16 protein-coding genes and 1 tRNA gene are annotated in these 21267 nt (G+C 61.9%); 13 read left to right on the top strand and 4 right to left on the bottom strand.

Features of this window, described 5'->3' with window-relative positions:
• The first annotated feature begins 67 nt into the window (after positions 1-67).
• From JHD64_RS06180 to JHD64_RS06195, 4 genes are read left to right on the top strand one after another with little or no spacing between them, the layout of a single operon-like run.
• Positions 68-1330, top strand: a complete 1263-nt coding sequence (locus tag JHD64_RS06180) for an MdtA/MuxA family multidrug efflux RND transporter periplasmic adaptor subunit (protein WP_199052613.1) — start codon at positions 68-70, stop codon at positions 1328-1330.
• A 15-nt stretch (positions 1331-1345) separates the two neighbouring features.
• Positions 1346-4444, top strand: a complete 3099-nt coding sequence (locus tag JHD64_RS06185) for an MdtB/MuxB family multidrug efflux RND transporter permease subunit (protein WP_199052614.1) — start codon at positions 1346-1348, stop codon at positions 4442-4444.
• Positions 4441-7542 carry a multidrug efflux RND transporter permease subunit gene (locus JHD64_RS06190; RefSeq protein WP_199052615.1) on the top strand — a complete coding sequence of 1034 codons (3102 nt, stop codon included), beginning with the start codon at positions 4441-4443 and terminating at the stop codon, positions 7540-7542. Before JHD64_RS06185 ends, JHD64_RS06190 begins: the two co-directional genes overlap by 4 nt.
• A gap of 5 nt (positions 7543-7547) precedes the next feature.
• Entirely contained in the window at positions 7548-8933 is a 1386-nt protein-coding gene (locus JHD64_RS06195) for an efflux transporter outer membrane subunit (RefSeq protein WP_199052616.1), read from the top strand.
• A 74-nt stretch (positions 8934-9007) separates the two neighbouring features.
• Here JHD64_RS06195 and JHD64_RS06200 read toward each other — a convergent pair whose 3' ends face one another.
• The gene (locus JHD64_RS06200) at positions 9008-9865 is read right to left on the bottom strand and encodes a formyltransferase family protein (RefSeq protein WP_199052617.1); all 858 of its coding nucleotides are present in this window, start codon (positions 9863-9865) and stop codon (positions 9008-9010) included.
• Between the two features lie 266 nt (positions 9866-10131).
• On the opposite strand from JHD64_RS06200, the gene JHD64_RS06205 reads away from it, so the two are divergent.
• Both JHD64_RS06205 and JHD64_RS06210 read left to right on the top strand, forming a co-directional pair.
• Complete coding sequence (locus JHD64_RS06205) at positions 10132-12225, top strand: acyltransferase family protein (RefSeq protein ID WP_199052618.1); 2094 nt, start codon at positions 10132-10134, stop codon at positions 12223-12225.
• A gap of 255 nt (positions 12226-12480) precedes the next feature.
• Positions 12481-13173 (top strand): hypothetical protein, encoded by a 693-nt coding sequence (locus tag JHD64_RS06210; protein ID WP_199052619.1) that lies wholly within the window; start codon positions 12481-12483, stop codon positions 13171-13173.
• Between the two features lie 109 nt (positions 13174-13282).
• Here the strand turns inward: JHD64_RS06210 and JHD64_RS06215 are convergent.
• Both JHD64_RS06215 and ispB read right to left on the bottom strand, forming a co-directional pair.
• Positions 13283-13357 (bottom strand) — tRNA-Arg (locus tag JHD64_RS06215).
• Between the two features lie 11 nt (positions 13358-13368).
• A complete protein-coding gene (gene ispB, locus JHD64_RS06220; protein WP_199052620.1) occupies positions 13369-14337 on the bottom strand; it encodes an octaprenyl diphosphate synthase in 969 nt (322 codons plus the stop codon).
• Between the two features lie 192 nt (positions 14338-14529).
• Between ispB and rplU the strand changes: the two genes are divergently transcribed.
• The 7 genes from rplU to JHD64_RS06255 all read left to right on the top strand — a co-directional run bounded on the left by rplU (position 14530) and on the right by JHD64_RS06255 (position 20208).
• Positions 14530-14841: a 50S ribosomal protein L21 gene (rplU, locus tag JHD64_RS06225; protein WP_059284477.1), complete on the top strand. Its 312-nt coding sequence runs from the start codon at positions 14530-14532 to the stop codon at positions 14839-14841.
• A 12-nt stretch (positions 14842-14853) separates the two neighbouring features.
• Positions 14854-15129, top strand: a complete 276-nt coding sequence (gene rpmA, locus JHD64_RS06230) for a 50S ribosomal protein L27 (protein ID WP_045847787.1) — start codon at positions 14854-14856, stop codon at positions 15127-15129.
• 147 nt (positions 15130-15276) lie between these two features.
• Positions 15277-16479 (top strand): GTPase ObgE, encoded by a 1203-nt coding sequence (obgE, locus tag JHD64_RS06235; RefSeq protein WP_059284478.1) that lies wholly within the window; start codon positions 15277-15279, stop codon positions 16477-16479.
• A 520-nt stretch (positions 16480-16999) separates the two neighbouring features.
• Entirely contained in the window at positions 17000-17779 is a 780-nt protein-coding gene (locus JHD64_RS06240; protein WP_059284479.1) for an ABC transporter substrate-binding protein, read from the top strand.
• Positions 17780-18017: 238 nt separating this feature from the next.
• Positions 18018-18707, top strand: a complete 690-nt coding sequence (locus JHD64_RS06245; protein ID WP_059284480.1) for an ABC transporter permease — start codon at positions 18018-18020, stop codon at positions 18705-18707.
• Positions 18704-19417, top strand: a complete 714-nt coding sequence (locus JHD64_RS06250; RefSeq protein ID WP_059284481.1) for an ABC transporter permease — start codon at positions 18704-18706, stop codon at positions 19415-19417. Before JHD64_RS06245 ends, JHD64_RS06250 begins: the two co-directional genes overlap by 4 nt.
• A 23-nt stretch (positions 19418-19440) precedes the next feature.
• Positions 19441-20208: an ABC transporter ATP-binding protein gene (locus tag JHD64_RS06255; RefSeq protein ID WP_059284482.1), complete on the top strand. Its 768-nt coding sequence runs from the start codon at positions 19441-19443 to the stop codon at positions 20206-20208.
• 82 nt (positions 20209-20290) lie between these two features.
• Here JHD64_RS06255 and JHD64_RS06260 read toward each other — a convergent pair whose 3' ends face one another.
• Positions 20291-21196, bottom strand: a complete 906-nt coding sequence (locus JHD64_RS06260) for a LysR family transcriptional regulator (protein ID WP_059284485.1) — start codon at positions 21194-21196, stop codon at positions 20291-20293.
• Positions 21197-21267 lie beyond the last annotated feature (71 nt).

Raw genomic sequence — 21267 nt, forward strand, 5'->3', positions numbered from 1 at the left:
CTGCCGCCCTTTTGCCACTGCTGACCGCTCCTTGCTCCTGGCCGGGGGCGTATCCCGGAAATCCATCATGTCCGATACCGCTGCCAAGTCCACCCATACCCTGCGCAATGTTTCCCTGCTTTTGCTGCTGTTGGCGGCTGGCGGGTGGTGGTGGAACAGTCATCGCACGGCAGCGGCCGATGCCGCCAGCACACCACGCAAGGGCGGTGGGCCGATTGCGGTGGCCGTGGCCACGGTGAGCCGGCAGGATGCCCCCTTGCAGCTGGGGGCGCTGGGCACGGTCAACTCGCCCAATACCGTTACCGTGCACAGCCGGGTGGATGGCCAACTGATGGCCCTGCATTTTGAAGAAGGGCAGCCCGTCCAGAAGGGCCAGCTGCTGGCCGAACTGGACCCGCGCCCCTATCAGGCCGCCCTGACCCAGGCCGAAGGCCAGTTGCTGCGCGATCAGGCCTTGCTGCAAAACGCCCAGCTCGATCTGGCACGCTACCAGCAGCTGTTGGCGCAGAATTCCATTGCCAAGCAGCAGGTCGATACCCAGCAAGCCCTGGTGCGCCAGTATCAGGGCACGGTGAAGCTGGATCAGGGCGCGGTGGCCAATGCCCGCCTGCAACTGGATTACAGCCGGGTGACCGCGCCGGTAGCCGGCCGGGCCGGTCTGCGCCAGGTCGATCCGGGCAATATCGTGCATGCCAGCGACAGCAATGGCGTGGTGGTGATTACCCAGACCCAGCCCATCAATGTGGTGTTTGCCATTCCCGAGGTCAGCCTCAGCCAGGTACTGGCGGCGGCCCGTGCCGCCAAGGGCAAATTGCAGGTGGAAGCCTGGGACCGCGATAACCGCCACAAGCTGGCCGATGGCGAGTTGCTGGCCATCGACAACCAGCTGAGCACCAGTACCGGCACGGTCAATCTCAAGGCCCGCTTTGCCAATGCCGATGAGGCGCTGTTTCCCAACCAGTTTGTCAACGTGCATCTGCAGCTGGGCGTACAAGCCGGTGCCACGCTGCTGCCCAGTGTGGCCTTGCAACTGGGCAAGGTGGGCAGCTATGTCTATACCGTCAATCCGGATCAGACCGTCAGCATCAGCAAGGTGAAGCCGGGCGCGGTGTCGGGGGACAATACCATTATCGAAGAAGGGGTGAAACCCGGTCAGAAAGTGGTGGTGGACGGGCTGGACAAGCTGCGTGACGGAGCCCAGGTCAAGGTGATCGACCGTGCGGCGCAACAGGCCGGCAGCAACGAGGGAGCAGGCAAGGGCAAGCACCACCAGCACGCAGCCAGTGGTGGCTGGAGCGGCCAGCGCCAGCATGCCTCGGCCGCCAATTAAGCGCAGGATGACGGCATGAACCCCTCACGTCCCTTCATTCTGCGGCCGGTGGCCACCACCTTGCTGATGCTGGCCATCCTGCTGACCGGCATCGTCGCCTGGAAGCTGCTGCCGGTATCGGCGTTACCCGAGGTGGACTATCCCACCATCCAGGTGGTGACCCAGTATCCGGGCGCCAGCCCGGAGGTCATCACCTCTTCCATCACGGCACCCCTGGAGCGGCAGTTCGGCCAGATGCCCGGTCTCGCCCAGATGACCTCCACTAGCTCCGGTGGCGCTTCGGTGATCACCCTGCAGTTCAGCCTGGAGCTGACGCTGGACGTGGCCGAGCAGGAAGTACAGGCCGCCATCAACGCGGCGGGTAATCTGTTGCCCAGCGACCTGCCCAATCCACCGATCTACAACAAGGTGAACCCGGCCGATACGCCCATCCTCACCATTGCCGTCAGCTCGGATACCCTGCCGCTGACCAAGCTGGAAGACCTGGTCGATACCCGGCTGGCACAAAAACTATCGCAAGTGCCGGGCGTGGGCTTGGTCAGCCTCAGCGGTGGCCAGCGGCCTGCGGTACGCATCCAGAGCAATCCCAAGGCGCTGGCCGCGCGCGGCCTGACGCTGGAAGACATCCGCACCGCCATCGGCAATGCCAACGTCAATCAGGCCAAGGGCAGTTTTGATGGCCCGCAGCAGGCTTCCACCGTGGATGGCAACGACCAGCTGAAATCGGCCGAGGAGTATAAGGACGTCATCGTGGCCTACCAGAACGGTGCCGCGGTGCGGCTGCGTGATGTGGCCAAGGTGGTGGATGCGGCGGAAAACCTGCGTCTGGCCGCCTGGGCTGGCAATACGCCGTCCATCATCCTCAATGTGCAGCGCCAGCCGGGTGCCAATGTGATCCAGGTGACCGACCGCATCAAGGCGCTGCTGCCGCAATTGCAAGGCAGCCTGCCGGGCGCGGTGGATGTGAAAGTGCTGAGTGACCGCACCGTCACCATCCGTGCCTCGGTAAAAGATGTCGAATTCGAGCTGCTGCTGGCCATTGCGCTGGTGGTGATGGTGATCTTTGTCTTCCTGCGCAATGTGCCGGCCACCATCATTCCCGCCGTGGCCGTGCCGCTGTCGCTGGTCGGCACCTTTGGCGTGATGTACCTCACCGGCTTTTCCATCAACAACCTCACCCTGATGGCGCTGACCATTGCCACCGGTTTTGTGGTGGACGATGCCATCGTGATGATCGAAAACATCGCCCGCTACATCGAGGAGGGCGAAAAACCGCTGGCCGCAGCGCTGAAGGGCTCGCAGCAGATCGGCTTCACCATCATCTCGCTCACCTTTTCGCTGATTGCCGTGCTGATTCCGCTGCTGTTCATGGGGGATGTGGTGGGGCGCTTGTTCCGCGAGTTTGCCATCACCCTGGCGGTGTCCATCCTGATTTCCGCCTTCATTTCGCTGACCTTGACACCGATGATGTGCGCCCGCCTGCTCAAGCATGTGCCGGAGGACAAACAGGGCCGTTTCTACCATGCCAGCGGCGCCTTCTTCGACCGCATCATTGCCCGTTACGGCCAGATGCTCAGCTGGGTGCTGCAGCGGCAAAAGCTCACCTTGCTGGTGGCCGCAGGCACACTGGTGATGACGGTCTTGCTGTATATGGCCGTGCCCAAGGGCTTTTTCCCGCTGCAGGACACCGGGGCCATCATGGGTAGCAGCGAGGCGGCGCAAACCATTTCCTTTGCGGCCATGGCACAGAAGCAGCAGCAACTGGCCGAAGTCTTGCTGAAAGACCCGGCGGTGGACAGCCTGTCATCGTTTATCGGGGTGGATGGCAATAATGCCTCGCTCAATAGTGGCCGCTTGCAGATCAACCTCAAGCCCAAGGACGAGCGCGATGACATCCGCGCCGTGCTGGCGCGCTTGCAGCAGCACGCGGCCGATGTGCCGGGCATGTCGCTGTATCTGCAGCCGGTGCAGGATCTGTCCATCGACACCCGCGTCAGCCGCACCCAGTACCAGTTCACCCTGCAGGCCACCAGCCCGGACGACCTGTCGCTGTGGGTGCCCAGGCTGGTGCACAAGCTGAACCAGTTGCCGGAGCTGGCCGATGTCGCCAGCGACTTGCAGGACAAGGGCTTGCAAGCCTATGTCAATATCAACCGTGATGCGGCCGCCCGGCTGGGTGTCACCACCGCCGCCATCGACAATGCGCTGTACGATGCCTTTGGCCAGCGGCTGATTTCCACCATCTTCACCCAGACCAACCAGTACCGCGTGGTGCTGGAGGTGGATGCGCAAAGCCAGCGCGGCCCGCTGTCGCTCAAGGGCATTTATGTGCCCACCGCCAGTGGCGGCCCGGTGCCGCTGGATACCGTGGCCAGCATCGAGGAGCGTCCCACCGCGCTCACCATCAACCATCTGGGGCAGTTCCCCACCACCACGGTGTCGTTCAACCTGGCCAAGGGGGCGGCACTGGGGCCGGCGGTGGAGGCCATCCGTCAGGCCGAGGCCGAGCTGGGCATGCCGGCCAGCCTCGATACCAAGTTCCAGGGCGCGGCGCTGGCCTTCCAGGCTTCGCTCAGCAACACGTTGTGGCTGATCCTGGCGGCCATCGTCACCATGTATATCGTGCTGGGCGTGCTGTACGAGAGCTATATTCATCCCATTACCATCTTGTCCACGCTACCCTCGGCCGGCATCGGCGCCTTGCTGGCCTTGCTGGTGTCCGGCAACGACCTGTCGGTGATCGCCATCATCGGCATCATCCTGCTGATCGGCATCGTCAAGAAAAACGCCATCATGATGATCGACTTTGCGCTGGAGGCCGAGCGCGAGCAGGGCATGAGCCCGCGTGATGCCATCTACCAGGCCTGCCTGCTGCGCTTCCGCCCCATCCTGATGACCACCATGGCGGCGCTGCTGGGTGCGCTGCCGCTGATGCTGGGTGGCGGCATGGGTTCCGAGCTGCGTTCGCCGCTGGGGGTGACCATGGTGGGCGGCCTGATGGTCAGCCAGGTGCTGACGCTGTTTACCACGCCGGTGATCTACCTGGCCTTCGACCGGCTGGCACGCCGTTTCCGTCGCCCGCCGGAAATCGCGGTGGATGAGGCCGGGTCATGATTCCGTCCGCCCCTTTCATCCGCCGGCCGATTGCCACCACGCTGCTGACACTGGCCATCCTGCTGGCGGGTTTCCTCGCCTTCAAGCTGCTGCCGGTATCGCCCTTGCCGCAGGTGGATTTTCCCACCATCTCGGTCAGCGCCAAGCTGCCCGGCGCCAGCCCGGAAACCATGGCTGCCACTGTGGCCACGCCGCTGGAACGGGCGCTGGGGCGCATTGCCGGGGTGACTGAAATCACCTCGTCCAGCTCGCTGGCTTCCTCGCGCATCACCCTGCAATTCGACCTCAACCGCGACATCAACGGCGCGGCCCGCGATGTGCAGGCGGCCATCAATGCCGCCCGTTCGCTATTGCCCACCGGCATGCCGTCCAACCCGACCTATCGCAAGGTGAACCCGGCCGATGCGCCCATCATGATCATCGGCCTCACCTCCGACTCGCTGACCCGTGGCCAGATGTATGATGCCGCCGACTCCATCCTCGGCCAGAAGCTGGCGCAGGTGGAGGGCATTGGCGATGTCAATATCGGTGGCGGGGCCCAGCCGGCGGTACGGGTGGAAATGAATCCGCTGCAGCTGAACCATTACGGTATCGGCATGGAAACGGTGCGCGCCGCCATCACCAGCACCAATGCCAACCGGCCCAAGGGTTTTCTGGAAGACGAGCAGCGCCACTGGCAGGTACAGGCCAATGACCAGGCGGGCAAGGCCAGCGACTATCTGCCGCTGGTGGTCAGTTATAAAAACGGCGCGGCGGTGCGGGTGGCGGATGTGGCCGAGGTAAAGGATTCGGTACTGGATGTGCGCAATGCCGGCCTCTTGGGCAGGCAGCCGGCGGTGATGATCATCCTGTTCCGCCAGCCTGGCGCCAACATCATCGAGACGGTAGACCGGGTGAATGCCTTGCTGCCGCAGCTGCAGGCGTCGATTCCCGCCGCCATCAAGATGCAGGTGGTGATGGACCGTACCTCCACCATTCGTGCCTCGCTGTCCGAGGTGGAGCGTTCGCTGCTCATTTCCATCGCGCTGGTCATCCTGGTGGTTTTCCTGTTCTTGCGTAATGGCCGCGCCACCGCCATTCCTGCCATCACCGTGCCAGTGTCGCTGGTGGGCACCTTCGCGGTGATGTATCTGTGCGGCTTCTCGCTCAACAACCTCAGCCTGATGGCGCTGACCATTGCCACCGGTTTCGTGGTGGACGACACCATCGTGGTGCTGGAAAACATTGCCCGCCATATCGAAAACGGCATGAAACCCTTGCAGGCGGCGCTGCAGGGCGCGCGCGAGGTGGGCTTTACCGTGCTGTCGATGAGCATTTCGCTGATTGCGGTGTTCATTCCCATCCTGATGATGGGCGGCATCATTGGCCGGCTGTTCCGCGAGTTCGCCGTTACCTTGTCGGTGGCCATCATGGTGTCGCTGCTGGTGTCGCTCACCACCACGCCCATGCTGTGCGCGCGCTGGCTCAAACCGCATGCCGAACGGCCGCCGGGCCGCTGGTTCCGCTGGAGTGAAAACCTGTTCGAGCGCATGCTGGCCGGCTATCGGCGCAGTCTGGGCTGGGCCTTGCGCCATGGCCCGCTGATGATGCTGATACTGGGCGCCACCATTGCGCTGAATGTCTATCTGTACGTGATCGTGCCCAAGGGCTTTTTTCCGCAGCAGGATACCGGCCGCCTCACTGGCATGATCAAGGCCGACCAGAGCATTTCCTTCCAGGCCATGCAGCAGAAACTGCAGCGCTTTATCGACGTGGTGGGGCAGGACCCGGCGGTGGACAAGGTGATCGGCTTTACCGGTGGCGGCCAGCGCAATACCGCCAATATGTTTGTCAGCCTCAAGCCGCTGGGACAACGCAGCGAGTCGGCGGACCAGGTCATTGCCCGCCTGCGCAAGCGGCTGGCGCGCGAGCCCGGCGCGCAGCTGTTCTTGCAGTCGGTGCAGGATATCCGCATCGGCGGCCGGGCGGCCAATGCCCAGTACCAGTACACATTGCAGGGTGATGACCTGAACGCCTTGCGCAGCTGGACGCCCAAGGTACAGCAGGCGCTGCAAAAGCTGCCGATGCTGGCGGACATCAGCAGCGACCAGGAAATCAAGGGCCTGCAAACCACGCTGACCTTTGACCGCGATGCCATGGCGCGGCTGGGGCTGACCCAGTCGCAGGTCGACGCGGTGCTGAACGATGCCTTTGGCCAGCGCCAGGTGTCCACCATCTACAACCCGCTCAACCAGTACCATGTGGTGCTGGAAGTGGCGCCGCAGTTCTGGCAGAACCCGGAAGGCCTGCGCAGCATCTATCTGCAGACGCCCTCCGGCAGCCCGACCCCGCTGTCGGCCTTTGCCCGCTGGGAACCGACCAATACCTCGCTATCGGTCAACCACCAGAGCCAGTTTGCCGCCACCACGCTGTCCTTCAACCTGCCACCGGGCAGCTCGCTGTCCGATGCCACCGCGGCCATCGACAAGGCCACCGCCGAAATCGGCCTGCCCTCGTCGATACACGGCAGCTTCCAGGGCACGGCCAAGTCTTTCCAGGATTCGCTGGATAGCCAGCCCATGCTGATTCTGGCGGCACTGGTGGCGGTGTATATCGTGCTGGGCATGCTGTATGAAAGCGTGGTGCATCCACTGACCATCCTGTCCACGCTGCCCTCGGCCGGGGTAGGGGCCTTGCTGGCGCTGCTGGCCACTGGCGGCGAGTTCAACATCATTGCGCTGATTGGCGTGCTGCTGCTGATCGGCATCGTCAAGAAAAATGCCATCATGATGATCGACTTTGCCCTCACCGCCGAGCGCGAACAGGGCCTCAGCTCGCACGAGGCCATTCTGCAAGCCTGCCTGCTGCGCTTCCGCCCCATCATGATGACCACGCTGGCCGCGCTGTTTGGCGCACTGCCGCTGGCACTGGGCCATGGCGACGGTGCCGAGATGCGCACGCCGCTGGGCATTTCCATCGTCGGCGGCTTGCTGCTCAGCCAGCTGCTGACCCTCTATACCACGCCGGTGGTTTACCTTTATCTGGACCGTTTCCGTCTGTGGTGCCAGCAATGGCGCGACAGCGTACGGGCGCACGCTGCTGCAGGACACAAGGAATGACGCGCATGACTGCTTTATCCACGCGACCGGCGCTGGCCGCCTGCCTGATGGCCATGATGCTGGCGGGCTGCGCCATCGGCCCCGACTACACCAGGCCCAGGATGGATATCCCCGCGGCTTTCAAGGAAGACGGCCGCTGGAAGAGTGCCAGCCCGCAAGACGCCAGCCCGCGTGGTAACTGGTGGGAGGTTTATCAGGACCCGCAGCTGAATGAGCTGATGGCCACGCTCAACCGGCAAAGCCCCACCATTGCCCAGGCCGAGGCCAATTACCGTAATGCCCGTGCCTTGCTGGATCAGGCCGAAGCCAGCCTGTGGCCAACACTGGGCCTCAGCGCCAGCAAGAGTCACGGCGTCAGCAGCGCCGGTGGCAATGTCAGCAATCAATACAATCTGGCGGCAACGGCCAGCTGGGAAGTCGACCTGTGGGGCACGGTACGTCGTGCCGTGGAGGCGGGCAGTGCCAAGGAAGCGGCCAGTGCCGCCCAGCTGGAAGCCATTCGCCTGAGCAGCCAGGCCCAGCTGGCCACCGCCTATCTGCAACTGGTGGTGGCCGATGTGCAGCTGAAGCAATTGCAGGACAGCGAGGCCAATCTGCTGCAAAACCTGCAGCTCACCCGCAATCAGTTTGCCGTGGGCATGGTGTCGGATGACAGCGTGGCCCAAGCGGAAAGCAGCTGGAAAAGCGCCCAGGCCGCCCGCGTGGACAAGCAGCTGAGCCGCGCCCAGCTCGAGCACGCCATTGCCGCCGCACTGGGCGTGGCCCCGGCCAGCTTCTCGCTGCCGGTCAGCCAGACCCTGCCCCATCTGCCCCAATTGCCACCGGGTCTGCCCTCCACCTTGCTGGAGCGTCGCCCGGATATTGCCGCCGCCGAACGGGCAGTGGCCGAGGCCAATGCTGAAATCGGCATCGCCAAAGCGGCCTATTTCCCCACGCTCACCCTGTCCGCCAGCGGCGGCTACAAGGGCAGCAGTTTTGCCGACTGGGTCAGCCTGCCCAATCGCATCTGGAGTGTGGGGCCGCAGCTGGCCATGACGCTGTTTGACGGTGGCTTGCGCCGGGCACAGACCGCCGCGGCCATTGCCAGCTACGACGCCAGCGTGGCCAGCTATCGCCAGACCGTGCTGGGTGCTTTCCAGGCGGTGGAGGACAATCTGTCCGCGCAGTCGCTGTTGCAGGAGGAGGCGCAATACCAGCAGTCTGCACTGCAGGCCGCGCAAAGGGCGGAAAGCATCACCCTGAACCAGTATCGTGCCGGAGTGGTGAGCTATCTGAATGTGCTGACGGCGCAAAACAGCCGCATCAGTGCCGAAAATACGCTATGGAGCGTGAAAAACCGCCAGTACACCGCCAGTGTTGCGCTGGTGGCTGCCCTGGGCGGCAAGTGGTGATGCCGGCCCTGACCCAACACAAAACAGCCCGCCAAGGGCTGTTTTGCATGAGATAAGCAGCTGGCTGAGCGGCCTCAGAACGGCCGCCGACCGCTCACCACCCCCGGCGCCTGCACACTCCATTCACTGATCACCAGAAAGCCGTCCGCCACGGCAAACAGCATGGACAGGTCCACGCTGCGCACCAGCGTGCCGGGCTTGAAGGAATGTGTCTCCAGCCAGCCCTGCGCACGATGCACCACAAAGCCCACACCATTGGCTTCGGCCAGACAGTTGATGTCGCCAAAGGCGCGCAACTGACGCTGGATGGTGGCCAGCGGGCCGCTCAGGTCCAGCATGCGCTCGGCCTCGCTCCAGCGTGGCCAGTAGCTGCCCGGCCCCTGTGGCTGCGCCTGCTGCCACAGGGTGGGGAAGTCCGCGATGACGCGACGGGCCAACTGCTCCAGCGCCAGCTGGCATTTCCACTCCAGCGTGTTCAGCGTTTCGTCCGCAGCCATGGCAAACAGCTGCCGGTCCAGCAGCGCACCGCTGTCAAAATCCTGCTCCACCACATGGCAGCTCACGCCCCAATCCGCCTTTTGCTCCAGAATCGCCCGCACCAGCGGAAACGGCCCGCGCGCCTCCGGCAGTGGCGAAGGATGGAAATTCACCGCATGGGCCAGATAAGGCCGCCAATTGGGTACCCGCCAGTCGTAGCTGCCCAGCAGCAAGGTTTCACAGCCTTGCGCCGCCAGCGCCGCCAGATCCGCCTCGGTCATGGGCGACAGCTGCACGGGAATGCCCAGCCGGGCCGCCTGCTCGATCACCTGGCGGTTGTCATGAATCTTGCCGTCCAGTGGTGAGGTGAAGATTTTCAACGGCTGCCAGCCTGCCTGCAAGGCTGTGTCCAGCAATACCTTGAAACGGTCGGTGAGGGTAATGGCAAAGCGCATGGCGGCATCCTGCTACGGGTAGACTTGCAGATATACCAGCTAAGCAGGCTGCGCTGGCATTCTGTCAAATAACTTAACAAATCTGCCAGGCGACGCTGGCCGGTGCGCTTCCATCTTGTGCGGCAAGACGCATGGCTGCTTTTACCGGTGGTGATGGCGCTATACAATGGGCGGCTCTTTTACTGTCTGCGCACGCTGTTCAACATCATGGCGGATCGATGGCGATCGATCCAGCTTGCTGCTTGTCCGGTGCGGCCACTTTGATCATGTCCCTTCACCTCAGTTCCAGCGTCAATGCTGGCAGTTACCGCCCTGATATTGATGGCCTGCGTGCCCTGGCCGTGCTGGCCGTGGTGCTGTTCCACATCGGCGTGCCAGGTTTTGGCGGTGGTTTTGTCGGGGTGGATATCTTTTTTGTCATTTCCGGCTTCCTGATCAGCGGCTTGCTGCGGCAGGAGCTCATCAGCCAGGGCCGCATCGACTTCAAGGCCTTCTATGCCCGGCGTTTTCGCCGTCTGGGGCCGGCGCTGTTGCTGATGGTGTGCGTGGTCTTGCTGCTGTCCTACTTTGTGCTGTTACCGGATGACCAGAACAAGCTGGGCCGGGAAATCCGCGGCGTGGCCCTGCTGTCGGCCAACCTGCACTTCCTCCAGCATGCCTTTGATTACTTCAATTCCGCCTCAGACCTCACCGTCATGCTGCACACCTGGTCGCTGGCGGTGGAAGAGCAATATTACCTGGCCTGGCCGCTTATCCTGTGGGGACTGTACCGCCTGAGTGGCCGTCAGCCAGACAAGGTGGCGCGCAGCCTGCCACCGCTGCTATGGCTGATTTTTGCCGCCTCGCTGGCCTACTGTCTGTGGTTGTCCTATCACGAAACCCCGCGCGCCTTTTACCTGATGCCCACCCGCGCCTGGGAATTCGCCGCCGGTGCGTTGCTGGCCATCACCCCGCTGCCTGCCTGCTGGAAACCGCATGCCGCGCTGGCTGGCGGCGTCGGCCTGCTGTTGCTGCTGGGGTCGGTGCTGGGCCTGAACGAAGCCATGGTGTTTCCCGGCGTCATCGTGCTGTTGCCGGTGCTAGGCAGTGTGTTGTTTCTGCTGGGCGGCCAGCTGAATGCGGACAATCCTGTCAGTCGTCTGGCTGCACGTCGGCCCTGGACCGACATCGGCATCCTCTCCTATGGCTTTTATCTGTGGCACTGGCCGCTGCTGGCGCTGGGCCGCTACTGGGGACTGGGCGAACGCAGCCTGCCGCGCGACCTGCTGCTGGGCGGGGTGCTGGCCTTGCTGCTGGCCTGGCTGAGCTATCGCTATGTCGAGCAGCCCATCCGCCAGAAAAAGCTGCGTGCCTTCAGTACCACCAAGGCCACGCTGTGGAGCGGCTTTGCCATGATCATGGGCATGTGGCTGCTGGGTAATGTGGCCATGTTCCTGCTGCCACGCGCGCCGTGGTCCGGCCATCAGGCACTGTTGCAAGCCAAGGGCGATGCCATGGCCATGCACGGCAACTGCGCCATGCCCAAGGACGGCCTGCCCTTGTCGCCGGTGGCGCAGTGCGTGGAAGGCCAGCGCAACGGCCCGGTACGACTACTGGCCTGGGGCGATTCGCATACCGACCACCTGATGCCACTGTATGCAACCCTGGCACAGCAACAGCACATTGCCATCCTGCGTCGGGTGTATCACGGCTGCCCGCCGCTGCCGGATGTCACCCCGGTGGGGGAGGGCAAGCTGCGCACCTGGTGTACCAATTTCTCCCGTGCGGTGCGCGACGAACTGCCGCAGCTCAAGCAACAGGGCGTCAGTGGCGTGCTGATGAATGTGCGCTGGAACGGCTATGCCGCACTCAACAAACCGGGTGAAAACAGCATTGCTGTGCTGGCTGCCGGCCAGAACGGCCTGCCGGACAGCGTGTGGGACAAACAGGTGGGCGTGGCACCGCTGGATCGCGCCACCTCGCTGGCGGTGTTGCAGCAGGCTTTGCAGCGCAATGCCGCCTATCTGCAGCAACTGGGGCTGAAGCTGGTGCTGGTCTTGCCGGAGCCGGAAATGCAGCGCTCGCCGCCGGAATGCGTGATCCGGCTGGGTGCTGCCGCCTGCAATGTCAGCCGTCAGCAAGCCGAGGCAGAGCGCGCCGACGTGGTGGCCATGCTGCGCAGTGTGGCCAGCCACTACTCCAATGTGCGCATCTGGGATGGTTTCGACCATTTCTGCGATGCCACCACCTGCTACGCCAGCCAGAACGGCCACATCCGCTATCAGGACAAAAACCACATCACCGCCAGCATGGCCCGCTCCATGGCCGCCGATTTCAAACCGGTATTCGACTGGGCCTTGCAGCCCCTGGCCAAACCCTGAGGCTATCTGCTCCGCTCTCGTAAAGCCGCCAGTGATGGCGGCTTTATGCTGTGGGGCATCCTGGGCGGCCAGCCGCTCGCCCGGTCTTGGCTCCTCAACATGCAGGCTGCTTTGCTCGCTGCCAAGGCCGGTAATCCACCGCACCAGTGCAAGGATGGACCACCTGCCAACAAGCCCGCCATACTGGCATCATCAAGCGCAGCGTTGCCAGCTTTGGCAAGCTAGGCCATGCCGGAAACAAGAGAGGGCCATACCATGCTCCGGGAACTGGAAATCGTCGAACAACTGATACTGGGCCAGGACCCGCTACGCCGCGGCCAGGCCCTGCACACCCCCAAAGACCCGGCGCTGGACCAGGCCCGCGCCCACTACTACCAGCAGCTAAAACGGGTAAGCAAGCAACACGCCGCCCAGCCTGCCCCGGCAAGCACTCCGGATCGCCCCGGTCACAACCGGGCCGGCGAGCGCTGGAGCATTGCCGAAGACAACCGCCTGAGTGCGCTATGGGAAACCTCCAGCACCGTTACCAGTGCCGAGTTGGCAGAAAAACTGGGCCGCAGCCGTGCCGCCATCCTCGCTCGGCTGGTGAAGCAAGGTTATTTCCCGGAGCAGGCCAGCGCCATGCAGGCCGATGACCAACGGTTGGAGCAAGCCGGCCAGCCCGCCTGGTGGGCCAGTAAACCACCACCACTGCCATTGCCGGACCTCGACCAGCAGCGTGATCACAAGCCCAACGCCGGCAAAGCCTGGAGCGCCAGTGACGACGCCCGGCTACGCGCCAGCTGGCACGACCCCGCCGCGCCAGACTGCGCCAGCATTGCCCACAGCATGGGCCGCAGCCGCGCCGCCATCATTGCCCGGCTGGTACGCATCGGCGAATATCCCGACCGCGATGCGGTACGGGCAGCGGACAGGGAGCGGGGCAGCAGCGTGGGGCGGGATGATTGAATGTTGTAATGACAGCGGGCTGCTTTGGAAGGGCGCATGAAAAAAGCCGCAACCTTGGTACAAGGTGCGGCTTTGTCAGACTTCTACGCATGCGTAGGTTAAGTGCAGGTGGTGCCCCCGACAGGAATCGAACCTGTAACTGCCCCTTAGGAGGGGGCCGTTATATCCATTTAACTACGGAGACCTAAATCCGGATCAGGCGTTGCGTTCCACCGACAGGCGGGCCAGTTCCACCAGTGCCTGTTTCACCGGGGTGTCCGGCAGGTCGGCAATGGCTGCCACGGCTTGTTCGGCGGCTTTGATGGCTTCGTTTTTGGCGTAGTCCAGCGCGCCGCAGGATTGTACCGCAGCCAGTACGGCGTGGAAACGGTCGCGGCTGGCGTTTTCCAGTGCCTGGCGTACCACGTCGGCAGCCGCCGCATCGCCCTGGCGCATGGTGTAGATCAAGGGCAGGGTGGCCTTGCCCTCGGCCAGGTCGTCGCCCAGGCTCTTGCCGATGGTGTCGGCGTCGCCGCTGTAGTCCAGCACGTCGTCGATGATCTGGAAGGCCGTGCCCAGGTACATGCCGTAGTCGGCCAGCGCCTTGACCTGGGCCTCGCTGCCGCCTGCAATCAGCGCGCCCACGCGGGCGGCGGCTTCAAACAGCTTGGCTGTCTTGTACTGGATGACTTGCAGGTAGTCCTGTTCGGACAGCGCGGTATTGCCGATATTCAACAGTTGCAGTACTTCGCCTTCGGCGATGATGTTGGTGGCTTCGGCCATCACCTGCAGGATCTGCATATTATTGGTGGTGACCATCATCTGGAAGGCGCGGGTGTACAGGAAGTCGCCCACCAGCACGCTGGCGGCATTGCCGAACAGGGCGTTGGCGGTTTCGCGGCCACGGCGCATGTCGGATTCGTCCACCACGTCATCGTGCAGCAGGGTGGCGGTGTGGATGAACTCGATCATGGCGGCCAGTTCGTACAGATGCGCGCCTTCGTAGCCCAGCGCCTTGCCGGACAATAGCGTGAGTACCGGGCGCAGGCGCTTGCCACCCGCGGAGATGATGTATTCCGCCACCTGGCGGATAAGCACTACATCGGAATGCAGGCGGGCGCGGATGACGCCATCTACGGTCTGCATGTCTTCAGCGATCAGGGTACGGAATAGCGGGGTGGACACGGTTTTAGCCAGTTGTTGGTTTTAGCGGAGCCAGAAGCGCGGAATGTTACCAGAAAAGCCTTGCAGACAGCCATGCCCAGTCTGGCTCTGCGGCTAAACTGATGAAATTATTGACAACTTTGAATCGACTGCGTATAGTTTCGCGTTCTTCTCGCGTGATGCGGTGAAGATCCCTCTTTAGGAGCTAAGCGAATGTATGCGGTCATAAAAACCGGCGGCAAGCAGTACAAGGTTGCCATCGGTGAAAAACTCAAAGTAGAACAGATACCTGCAGACGTCGACAGCCAAATCGTACTCGAAGAAGTGCTGATGGTCGCTGACGGTGAACAGGTTGTTGTAGGCGCCCCGCTGGTAGCTGGTGCCACCGTTACGGCTACTGTCGTTTCCCACGGTCGTGGCGACAAGATCCGCATCTTCAAGATGCGTCGTCGTAAGCACTACCAGAAACACCAGGGTCATCGTCAGAACTTCACCGAAATCCGCATCGACGCGATTTCGAAGTAAGGATAAACAGTCATGGCACACAAAAAAGCAGGCGGTAGCTCCCGCAACGGTCGTGACTCCGAAGCCAAACGCTTGGGCGTGAAGGCTTACGGTGGCGAACTGATTCCGGCAGGCTCCATTATCGTTCGTCAGCGTGGTACCCGTTTCCACGCTGGTGAAAATGTTGGTCAGGGCAAGGATCACACCCTGTTCGCCAAGGTTGACGGCTATGTTCAGTTCACCGTTAAGGGTGCACTGCAGCGCAAGATCGTTACCGTGGTACCGTACACCGGTGTAGACGGCGAATAATCGCTTTCTGCAGACAAGAAAGCCCTATCCTGTGAGATAGGGCTTTTTTTTATCCGGCTTGCCGCTCAGGGCGGGCCTGTGGAGGGGCAAGGCGTGAGGGCTGGATGAGGCTCGCAACCTTGACGCCTGACTCCTCAAGGAGGATTTATGAAATTTATCGACGAAGCCCGTATTGAAGTGATGGCGGGCAAGGGCGGCAACGGTGCTGCCAGCTTCCGTCGTGAAAAGTACGTGCCCTTTGGTGGCCCGGACGGTGGCGATGGCGGCAAGGGTGGCAGCGTGTATGCGGTGGCGGATGAAAACGTCAACACCCTGGTGGAATACCGTTTCGTCAAAAAATACCTGGCACAGGATGGCGAGCGTGGCCGTGGTGCCGATTGCTATGGCAAGGGCGGTGACGATATCGAACTGCACATGCCGGTGGGCACGGTGATTACCGATCACGACACCGGCGAGCTGGTGGCCGACCTGACCCACCACGGCCAGCGGGTGATGATTGCCCGTGGCGGCAAGGGTGGCCTGGGCAATATCCATTTCAAGTCGTCCACCAACCGCGCGCCGCGTCAGAGCACGCCGGGTGAAGAAGGCGAACAGCGTACGCTGAAGCTGGAACTGAAGGTGCTGGCCGATGTGGGCCTGTTGGGCATGCCGAATGCCGGCAAGTCCACCTTTATCCGTTCGGTATCGGCGGCGCGTCCCAAGGTGGCGGACTATCCGTTTACCACGCTGCACCCCAATCTGGGCGTGGTGCGCATGGACGATACCAGCAGCTTCGTGATTGCCGATATTCCCGGCCTGATCGAAGGTGCGGCCGAAGGTGCCGGGCTGGGCCATCGCTTCCTCAAGCATCTGCAGCGTACCGGCTTGCTGCTGCATATCGTCGACGTGGCACCGTTCGATCCGGATGTCGATCCGGTACGTGAAGCGCGCGCCATCGTGGCCGAGCTGGAAAAATACGATGCCGAGCTGCACGGCAAGCCGCGCTGGCTGGTGTTGAACAAGCTGGACATGCTGCCGGCAGAAGAGCGCGACCTGACGGTAAGCGCCTTCCTGGAAGCCTATGGCTGGCCCAAGACCCAGCCAGATGACAGCCTGGGTTTCGATGTCGATACCCCGCGCGTATTCGCCATTTCCGCGCTGACCCACGAAGGTACACGCGAACTGGTGCGTGCCATCGACAACTATCTGCGCATCATGCGCGCCCGCGCCCGTGCGGCCGCCGAAGAAGCCGAGCGTCTGGCCGAGGAGGCCCGTCTGGCGCGCAAGGCCGCTGCCCGTGCCCGTCAGGAAGAGATCGAGGCGGCCAAGGCTGCTGCTGCCGCGGCCAAGGCCGCCGGCGAAGACAACTAAGCCGCACGCACGGTTTGCACAGCCGGTTTCCCTGTCGGGAACCGGTTTTTTTGCGCCTGTCGGATGGCCTGTGTCGCGGGCCGGGATGGCGTGGGGCCTGGTTGCCGCAGTGCGGCAACAGCGGCCAGCCACGCTCCGGTGCGGGTGTTGCACCTGCTGGCAGCACCCTGCCCGGCAGGGCTGGTCACAGGGGCGCGGCGTGATTTTCTTGGTTGCGCTACGTGTTTTTACTTGCGCTTGTTGTATTTTGTACTCAAAAATACAATCGAATGCGACTTGATTTTCCATTTCTGGGCGTTTACTTTGCCTGCTGTCCTCCCCGGTCAGGATGGATGCGTTATTTATCCTGTATCCGGAATCGAGGTTCTGGACAATTTGCGCTATTCATATAACCATGCAGGCAATCAGCTGACCTGCCCAAAAGGCAGGGCGTGTTGATGCGGCGTATCGGTATGTCGCGGTGGCAGGGGCTGCCCGGCATGTTGTGAACAAATAAAACAAAGCAGTAAGGAGAAGTCTGATGAGAAAAGTGATTACCGCCGTTTCTCTGGCACTGATGGCCACTTCTTTTGGCGCGTTCGCCAAGGACTGGAAGGAAGTTCGTTTTGGCGTTGACGCCAGCTACGCTCCGTTCGAGTCCAAGGCTCCGGATGGCAAGCTGGTCGGTTTCGACATCGATCTGGGCAACGAAATCTGCGCACGCCTGAAGGCCAAATGTGTCTGGGTGGAAAATGACTTCGACGGCATGATCCCCGCCTTGAAGGCCAAAAAGTTTGATGGCGTGCTGTCCTCCATGTCCATCAACGAAGCCCGCCTGAAAGAAATCAACTTCTCGGCCAAGCTGTTCAATACGCCGACCCGCATGGTGGCCAAGGCCGGCTCCGGCCTGATGCCGACTGCGGCTTCGCTGAAGGGCAAGCGCGTGGGTGTTGAGCAAGGCACCATCCAGGAAGCTTACGCCAAGGCCCACTGGGCACCGGGCGGTGTAGAAGTGGTTCCTTACCAGAACCAGAGCCTGGTGCTGGCTGACCTGGCCTCCGGTCGTCTGGACGCCTCGCTGCAAGACGCCATCCAGGCTGACGAAGGCTTCCTGAAAAAGCCGGAAGGCAAGGGCTTTGCCTTCGCCGGTGGTGACCTGAACGACCCGAAAACCCTGGGTACCGGTGCCGGTATCGGCCTGCGCAAGGAAGATACCGATCTGAAGGCTGCCATCGACAAGGCGATTGCCGGCATGCTGAAAGATGGCACCTACAAGAAAATCGAAAAGAAATACTTCAAGTTTGACGTATACGGCAAATAAGTCGTAAGCCAGACTGAAGCACAGCGCCCCGGCGGAGTCTGACCGGGGCGCGTTTTCATAACGGGTACGGAGGAGATGCGTAACACCCACTGTTACGTCCGTATCCATATCGCCTTGCACACCAGACTGACCTGCAGCCACCGCTGCTGCCAGGGCTTGCCCGTGGCTGCCTGTGGCATGGCTTCGGGCCGCGCGCGATCTGCGTGGGCAAGCGCATAAACATACAGGGGGAACGGCCATGTTTCTGGATGGATTCGGGCCTATCATCCTGGACGGTGCATGGGTCACACTGGAGCTGGCGGTCATGTCGCTCCTGGTGTCTTTCGTCATCGGTCTGGGAGGCGCTGGCGCCAAGTTGTCGAGCAATCCGCTGCTCAAGGGCATTGCCACGCTTTACACCACATTGATTCGCGGCGTACCGGATCTGGTACTGATGCTGCTGATTTTCTACAGCCTGCAGATCGGCATGAACCATCTGACCGAATGGCAGGGCATGGAGCAGATCAACCTCAATCCCTTCGTGTCCGGCGTGTTCACCCTGGGCTTCATCTACGGGGCCTATTTCACCGAGACCTTCCGCGGTGCCTTCCTGTCCGTGCCCAAAGGCCAGATCGAAGCTGGCATTGCCTATGGCATGAGCAGCTGGCAAACCTTTTCCCGCATCCAGTTTCCGCAGGTGATGCGCTTTGCCCTGCCGGGCATCTCCAACAACTGGCAGGTGATGCTGAAGGCCACCGCGCTGGTGTCCATCATCGGCCTGTCCGATGTGGTGAAGGCCTCCATCGATGCCGGCAAGAGCTCCTACAAGGTATTCTTCTTCACCGTGGTGGCCGGTGCCATTTACCTGATTCTGACGTCGGTTTCCAGCCTGGTCCTGATGTGGCTGGAACGTCGCTATTCCACCGGCGTGCGGGAGGCTGAACTGTGATCGACATCATCCAACAATACTGGAAAGCCTTCCTGTGGACCGATGGCTACCATCTGTCCGGCCTGGCGGTCACCATGTGGCTGCTGGTGGTTTCCATTGCCTTCGGTTTTTGCGCTTCCATTCCGCTGGCCATCGCCCGCGTGTCCCGGTCCAAGTGGCTGTCGCGCCCGGTATGGCTGTTCTCCTACGTGTTTCGCGGCACCCCGCTGTACATCCAGCTGCTGTTCTTCTACACCGGCATGTACAGCCTGGATATCGTGCGCGATGTGGACATCCTCAATCACTTTTTCCGCGAAGGGTATAACTGCACCATTCTGGCCTTTGGCCTGAATACCTGTGCCTATACCACCGAAATCTTCGCCGGTGCCATCAAGGCCACCCCTTATGGCGAGATCGAGGCTGGCCGCGCCTATGGCATGAACAAGTTCACCCTGTACCGCCGCGTGATCATTCCTTCCGCGCTGCGCCGTGCCCTGCCGGCCTACAGCAACGAAGTGATCCTGATGCTGCATGCCACCACCGTGGCCTTCACCGCCACCGTGCCGGACATCCTGAAAGTGGCGCGCGACGTGAACGCCGCCACCTATGATTCGTTCGACGCCTTTGGCCTGGCGGCGCTGATTTACCTGTGCATCACCTTCATTCTGGTGGCCCTGTTCCGCAAGGCGGAAAGCAAGTGGCTGGCGCACCTGCGCCCGATGAAGACCTGAGCAACACGCAAGGATAAGCAAAGATGGAAAAGCTAGTCGTCAAAGACCTGCACAAAAGCTATGGCAGCCATGAAGTGCTCAAGGGCATCTCGCTCAAGGCCAAGGCCGGCGATGTAATCAGCATCATCGGCTCCTCCGGATCCGGCAAAAGTACCTTTTTGCGCTGCATCAACTTTCTGGAAAAGCCCAATGCCGGCAGCATCAGCCTGGGTGGCGAGGAAATCAGCCTGCAGAAAAACAAGCAGGGCGAACTGATTCCGTCCGACCAGAAACAGCTGCAAACCATGCGCTCCAAGCTGGCCATGGTGTTCCAGCACTTCAATCTGTGGGGCCACATGACAGTGCTGGAAAACGTCATCGAAGCCCCCATCCACGTGCTGGGCCTGTCCCGCGACGAAGCCATTGCCCGCGCCGAAAAATACCTGCGCAAGGTAGGGCTGGATGCCCAGGCCCAGGCCAAGTACCCGGCGCACATGTCCGGTGGCCAGCAGCAGCGTGTGGCCATTGCCCGTGCGCTGGCGATGGAGCCGGAGGTGATGCTGTTTGACGAACCCACCTCGGCACTGGACCCGGAACTGGTGGGCGAAGTGCTCAAGGTGATGCAGACCCTGGCCGAAGAAGGCCGCACCATGATTGTGGTGACGCACGAAATGGGCTTTGCCCGCAATGTGTCCAACCATGTCATGTTCCTGCACAAGGGACTGGTGGAAGAAGAAGGCCACCCGGACGAAGTGTTCGGCAATACCAAGAGCGAGCGCCTGAAAGCCTTTCTGTCCGGCAGTCTGAAGTAAGGCACTTTCCGGCCAGATCACAAGCGGCTTCCCGTTCCGGGGGCCGCTTTTTTCATGCCCGGTCAGCTCCGGCAGTCGTGCTTCACGCTTGCAGCGCTTGCTGCAGCTGGCATTCCAGCAGCCGCAAGAAGGTGCTGACCGCGGCGGGCAGGCGGCGGGCTTTCATGGTCATCAGTTGCAGCTGCCGTTGTTGCAGCAGCGGTTCATCAATGTTCTTGGCCAGCAAGCTGGCACCATCCGGCAGGCCGTGAATCGCCAGACGGCTGCCCAGCGCAATGGTGTCGGTGTGGGTGGCAAAGCGATGCAGGGTGCTGGTGTGATCGCTGCTGAGCAGGGGTTCAAATACTTTGCCCTGGGCCGCAAAGCTCCATTCCAGCAGCTGGCGCACGGTATTGCCCCTTTCCAGAATGGCCAGCGGAAAGCGTGTCAGATCCGCCAGGGTCAGCAGCGCTTGTCCGGCCAGGGGATGGCCGGGGCGCAGCAGGGCACACACCGGCGCGCAGCTTTGCAGTATCAGCTCAATTCCATGCGTGTTTTCCATGGCAAAACCCAGCCCGATATCGGCCGCTCCGGTTTCCACCCAGTGGCGCACCTGTTCCGGAATACCGCTCTGCAAAACAAAGCGAATCTGGGGGTAGAGCCGGTGATAAGTCATCATGACATCGGGTAGAAAAACGTGAGCGAAACCATCGGTACACGCCAGCCGTACCAGGCCGTTGCTGGTGGCATGGCGTGAGGAGATTTCTCCCAGCACGCTCTGGGCATCCAGCAAGGTGCGGCGTGCATGCTCGGCCAGCAGCTGCCCGGCCTCGGTCAGCACCATGCCGCGTGGCAGGCGCTCAAACAGCGGGGTGCCGGTTTCCTGCTCCAGTTTGCTGATTTGCCGGCTGATGGCGGACACCGCCACTTGCAGGTTTTCCGAAGCGGCGGCCAATGAACCGCAGCGTGCGACTTCAACAAAATACTTCAGTGCAATGCCATGCAACATACCGCCCTCTCCTTTGCGTTTTAGGCAATGCCACTTGCTGAAATGGCAATAATGTCAATAGTCATCAAGGT

This window comes from Aquitalea sp. ASV15, from assembly GCF_016429115.1.
Classification (GTDB): domain Bacteria; phylum Pseudomonadota; class Gammaproteobacteria; order Burkholderiales; family Chromobacteriaceae; genus Aquitalea; species Aquitalea magnusonii.

Bases quoted from the DNA above. Each gene is read 5' to 3' on its own strand.
- JHD64_RS06180 (WP_199052613.1), top strand. From the start codon at position 68: ATGTCCGATACCGCTGCCAAGTCCACCCATACCCTGCGCAATGTTTCC.
- JHD64_RS06185 (WP_199052614.1), top strand. From the start codon at position 1,346: ATGAACCCCTCACGTCCCTTCATTCTGCGGCCGGTGGCCACCACCTTG.
- JHD64_RS06190 (WP_199052615.1), top strand. From the start codon at position 4,441: ATGATTCCGTCCGCCCCTTTCATCCGCCGGCCGATTGCCACCACGCTG.
- JHD64_RS06195 (WP_199052616.1), top strand. From the start codon at position 7,548: ATGACTGCTTTATCCACGCGACCGGCGCTGGCCGCCTGCCTGATGGCC.
- JHD64_RS06200 (WP_199052617.1), bottom strand. From the start codon at position 9,865: ATGCGCTTTGCCATTACCCTCACCGACCGTTTCAAGGTATTGCTGGAC.
- JHD64_RS06205 (WP_199052618.1), top strand. From the start codon at position 10,132: ATGTCCCTTCACCTCAGTTCCAGCGTCAATGCTGGCAGTTACCGCCCT.
- JHD64_RS06210 (WP_199052619.1), top strand. From the start codon at position 12,481: ATGCTCCGGGAACTGGAAATCGTCGAACAACTGATACTGGGCCAGGAC.
- rplU (WP_059284477.1), top strand. From the start codon at position 14,530: ATGTATGCGGTCATAAAAACCGGCGGCAAGCAGTACAAGGTTGCCATC.
- rpmA (WP_045847787.1), top strand. From the start codon at position 14,854: ATGGCACACAAAAAAGCAGGCGGTAGCTCCCGCAACGGTCGTGACTCC.
- obgE (WP_059284478.1), top strand. From the start codon at position 15,277: ATGAAATTTATCGACGAAGCCCGTATTGAAGTGATGGCGGGCAAGGGC.
- JHD64_RS06240 (WP_059284479.1), top strand. From the start codon at position 17,000: ATGAGAAAAGTGATTACCGCCGTTTCTCTGGCACTGATGGCCACTTCT.
- JHD64_RS06245 (WP_059284480.1), top strand. From the start codon at position 18,018: ATGTTTCTGGATGGATTCGGGCCTATCATCCTGGACGGTGCATGGGTC.
- JHD64_RS06255 (WP_059284482.1), top strand. From the start codon at position 19,441: ATGGAAAAGCTAGTCGTCAAAGACCTGCACAAAAGCTATGGCAGCCAT.
- JHD64_RS06260 (WP_059284485.1), bottom strand. From the start codon at position 21,196: ATGTTGCATGGCATTGCACTGAAGTATTTTGTTGAAGTCGCACGCTGC.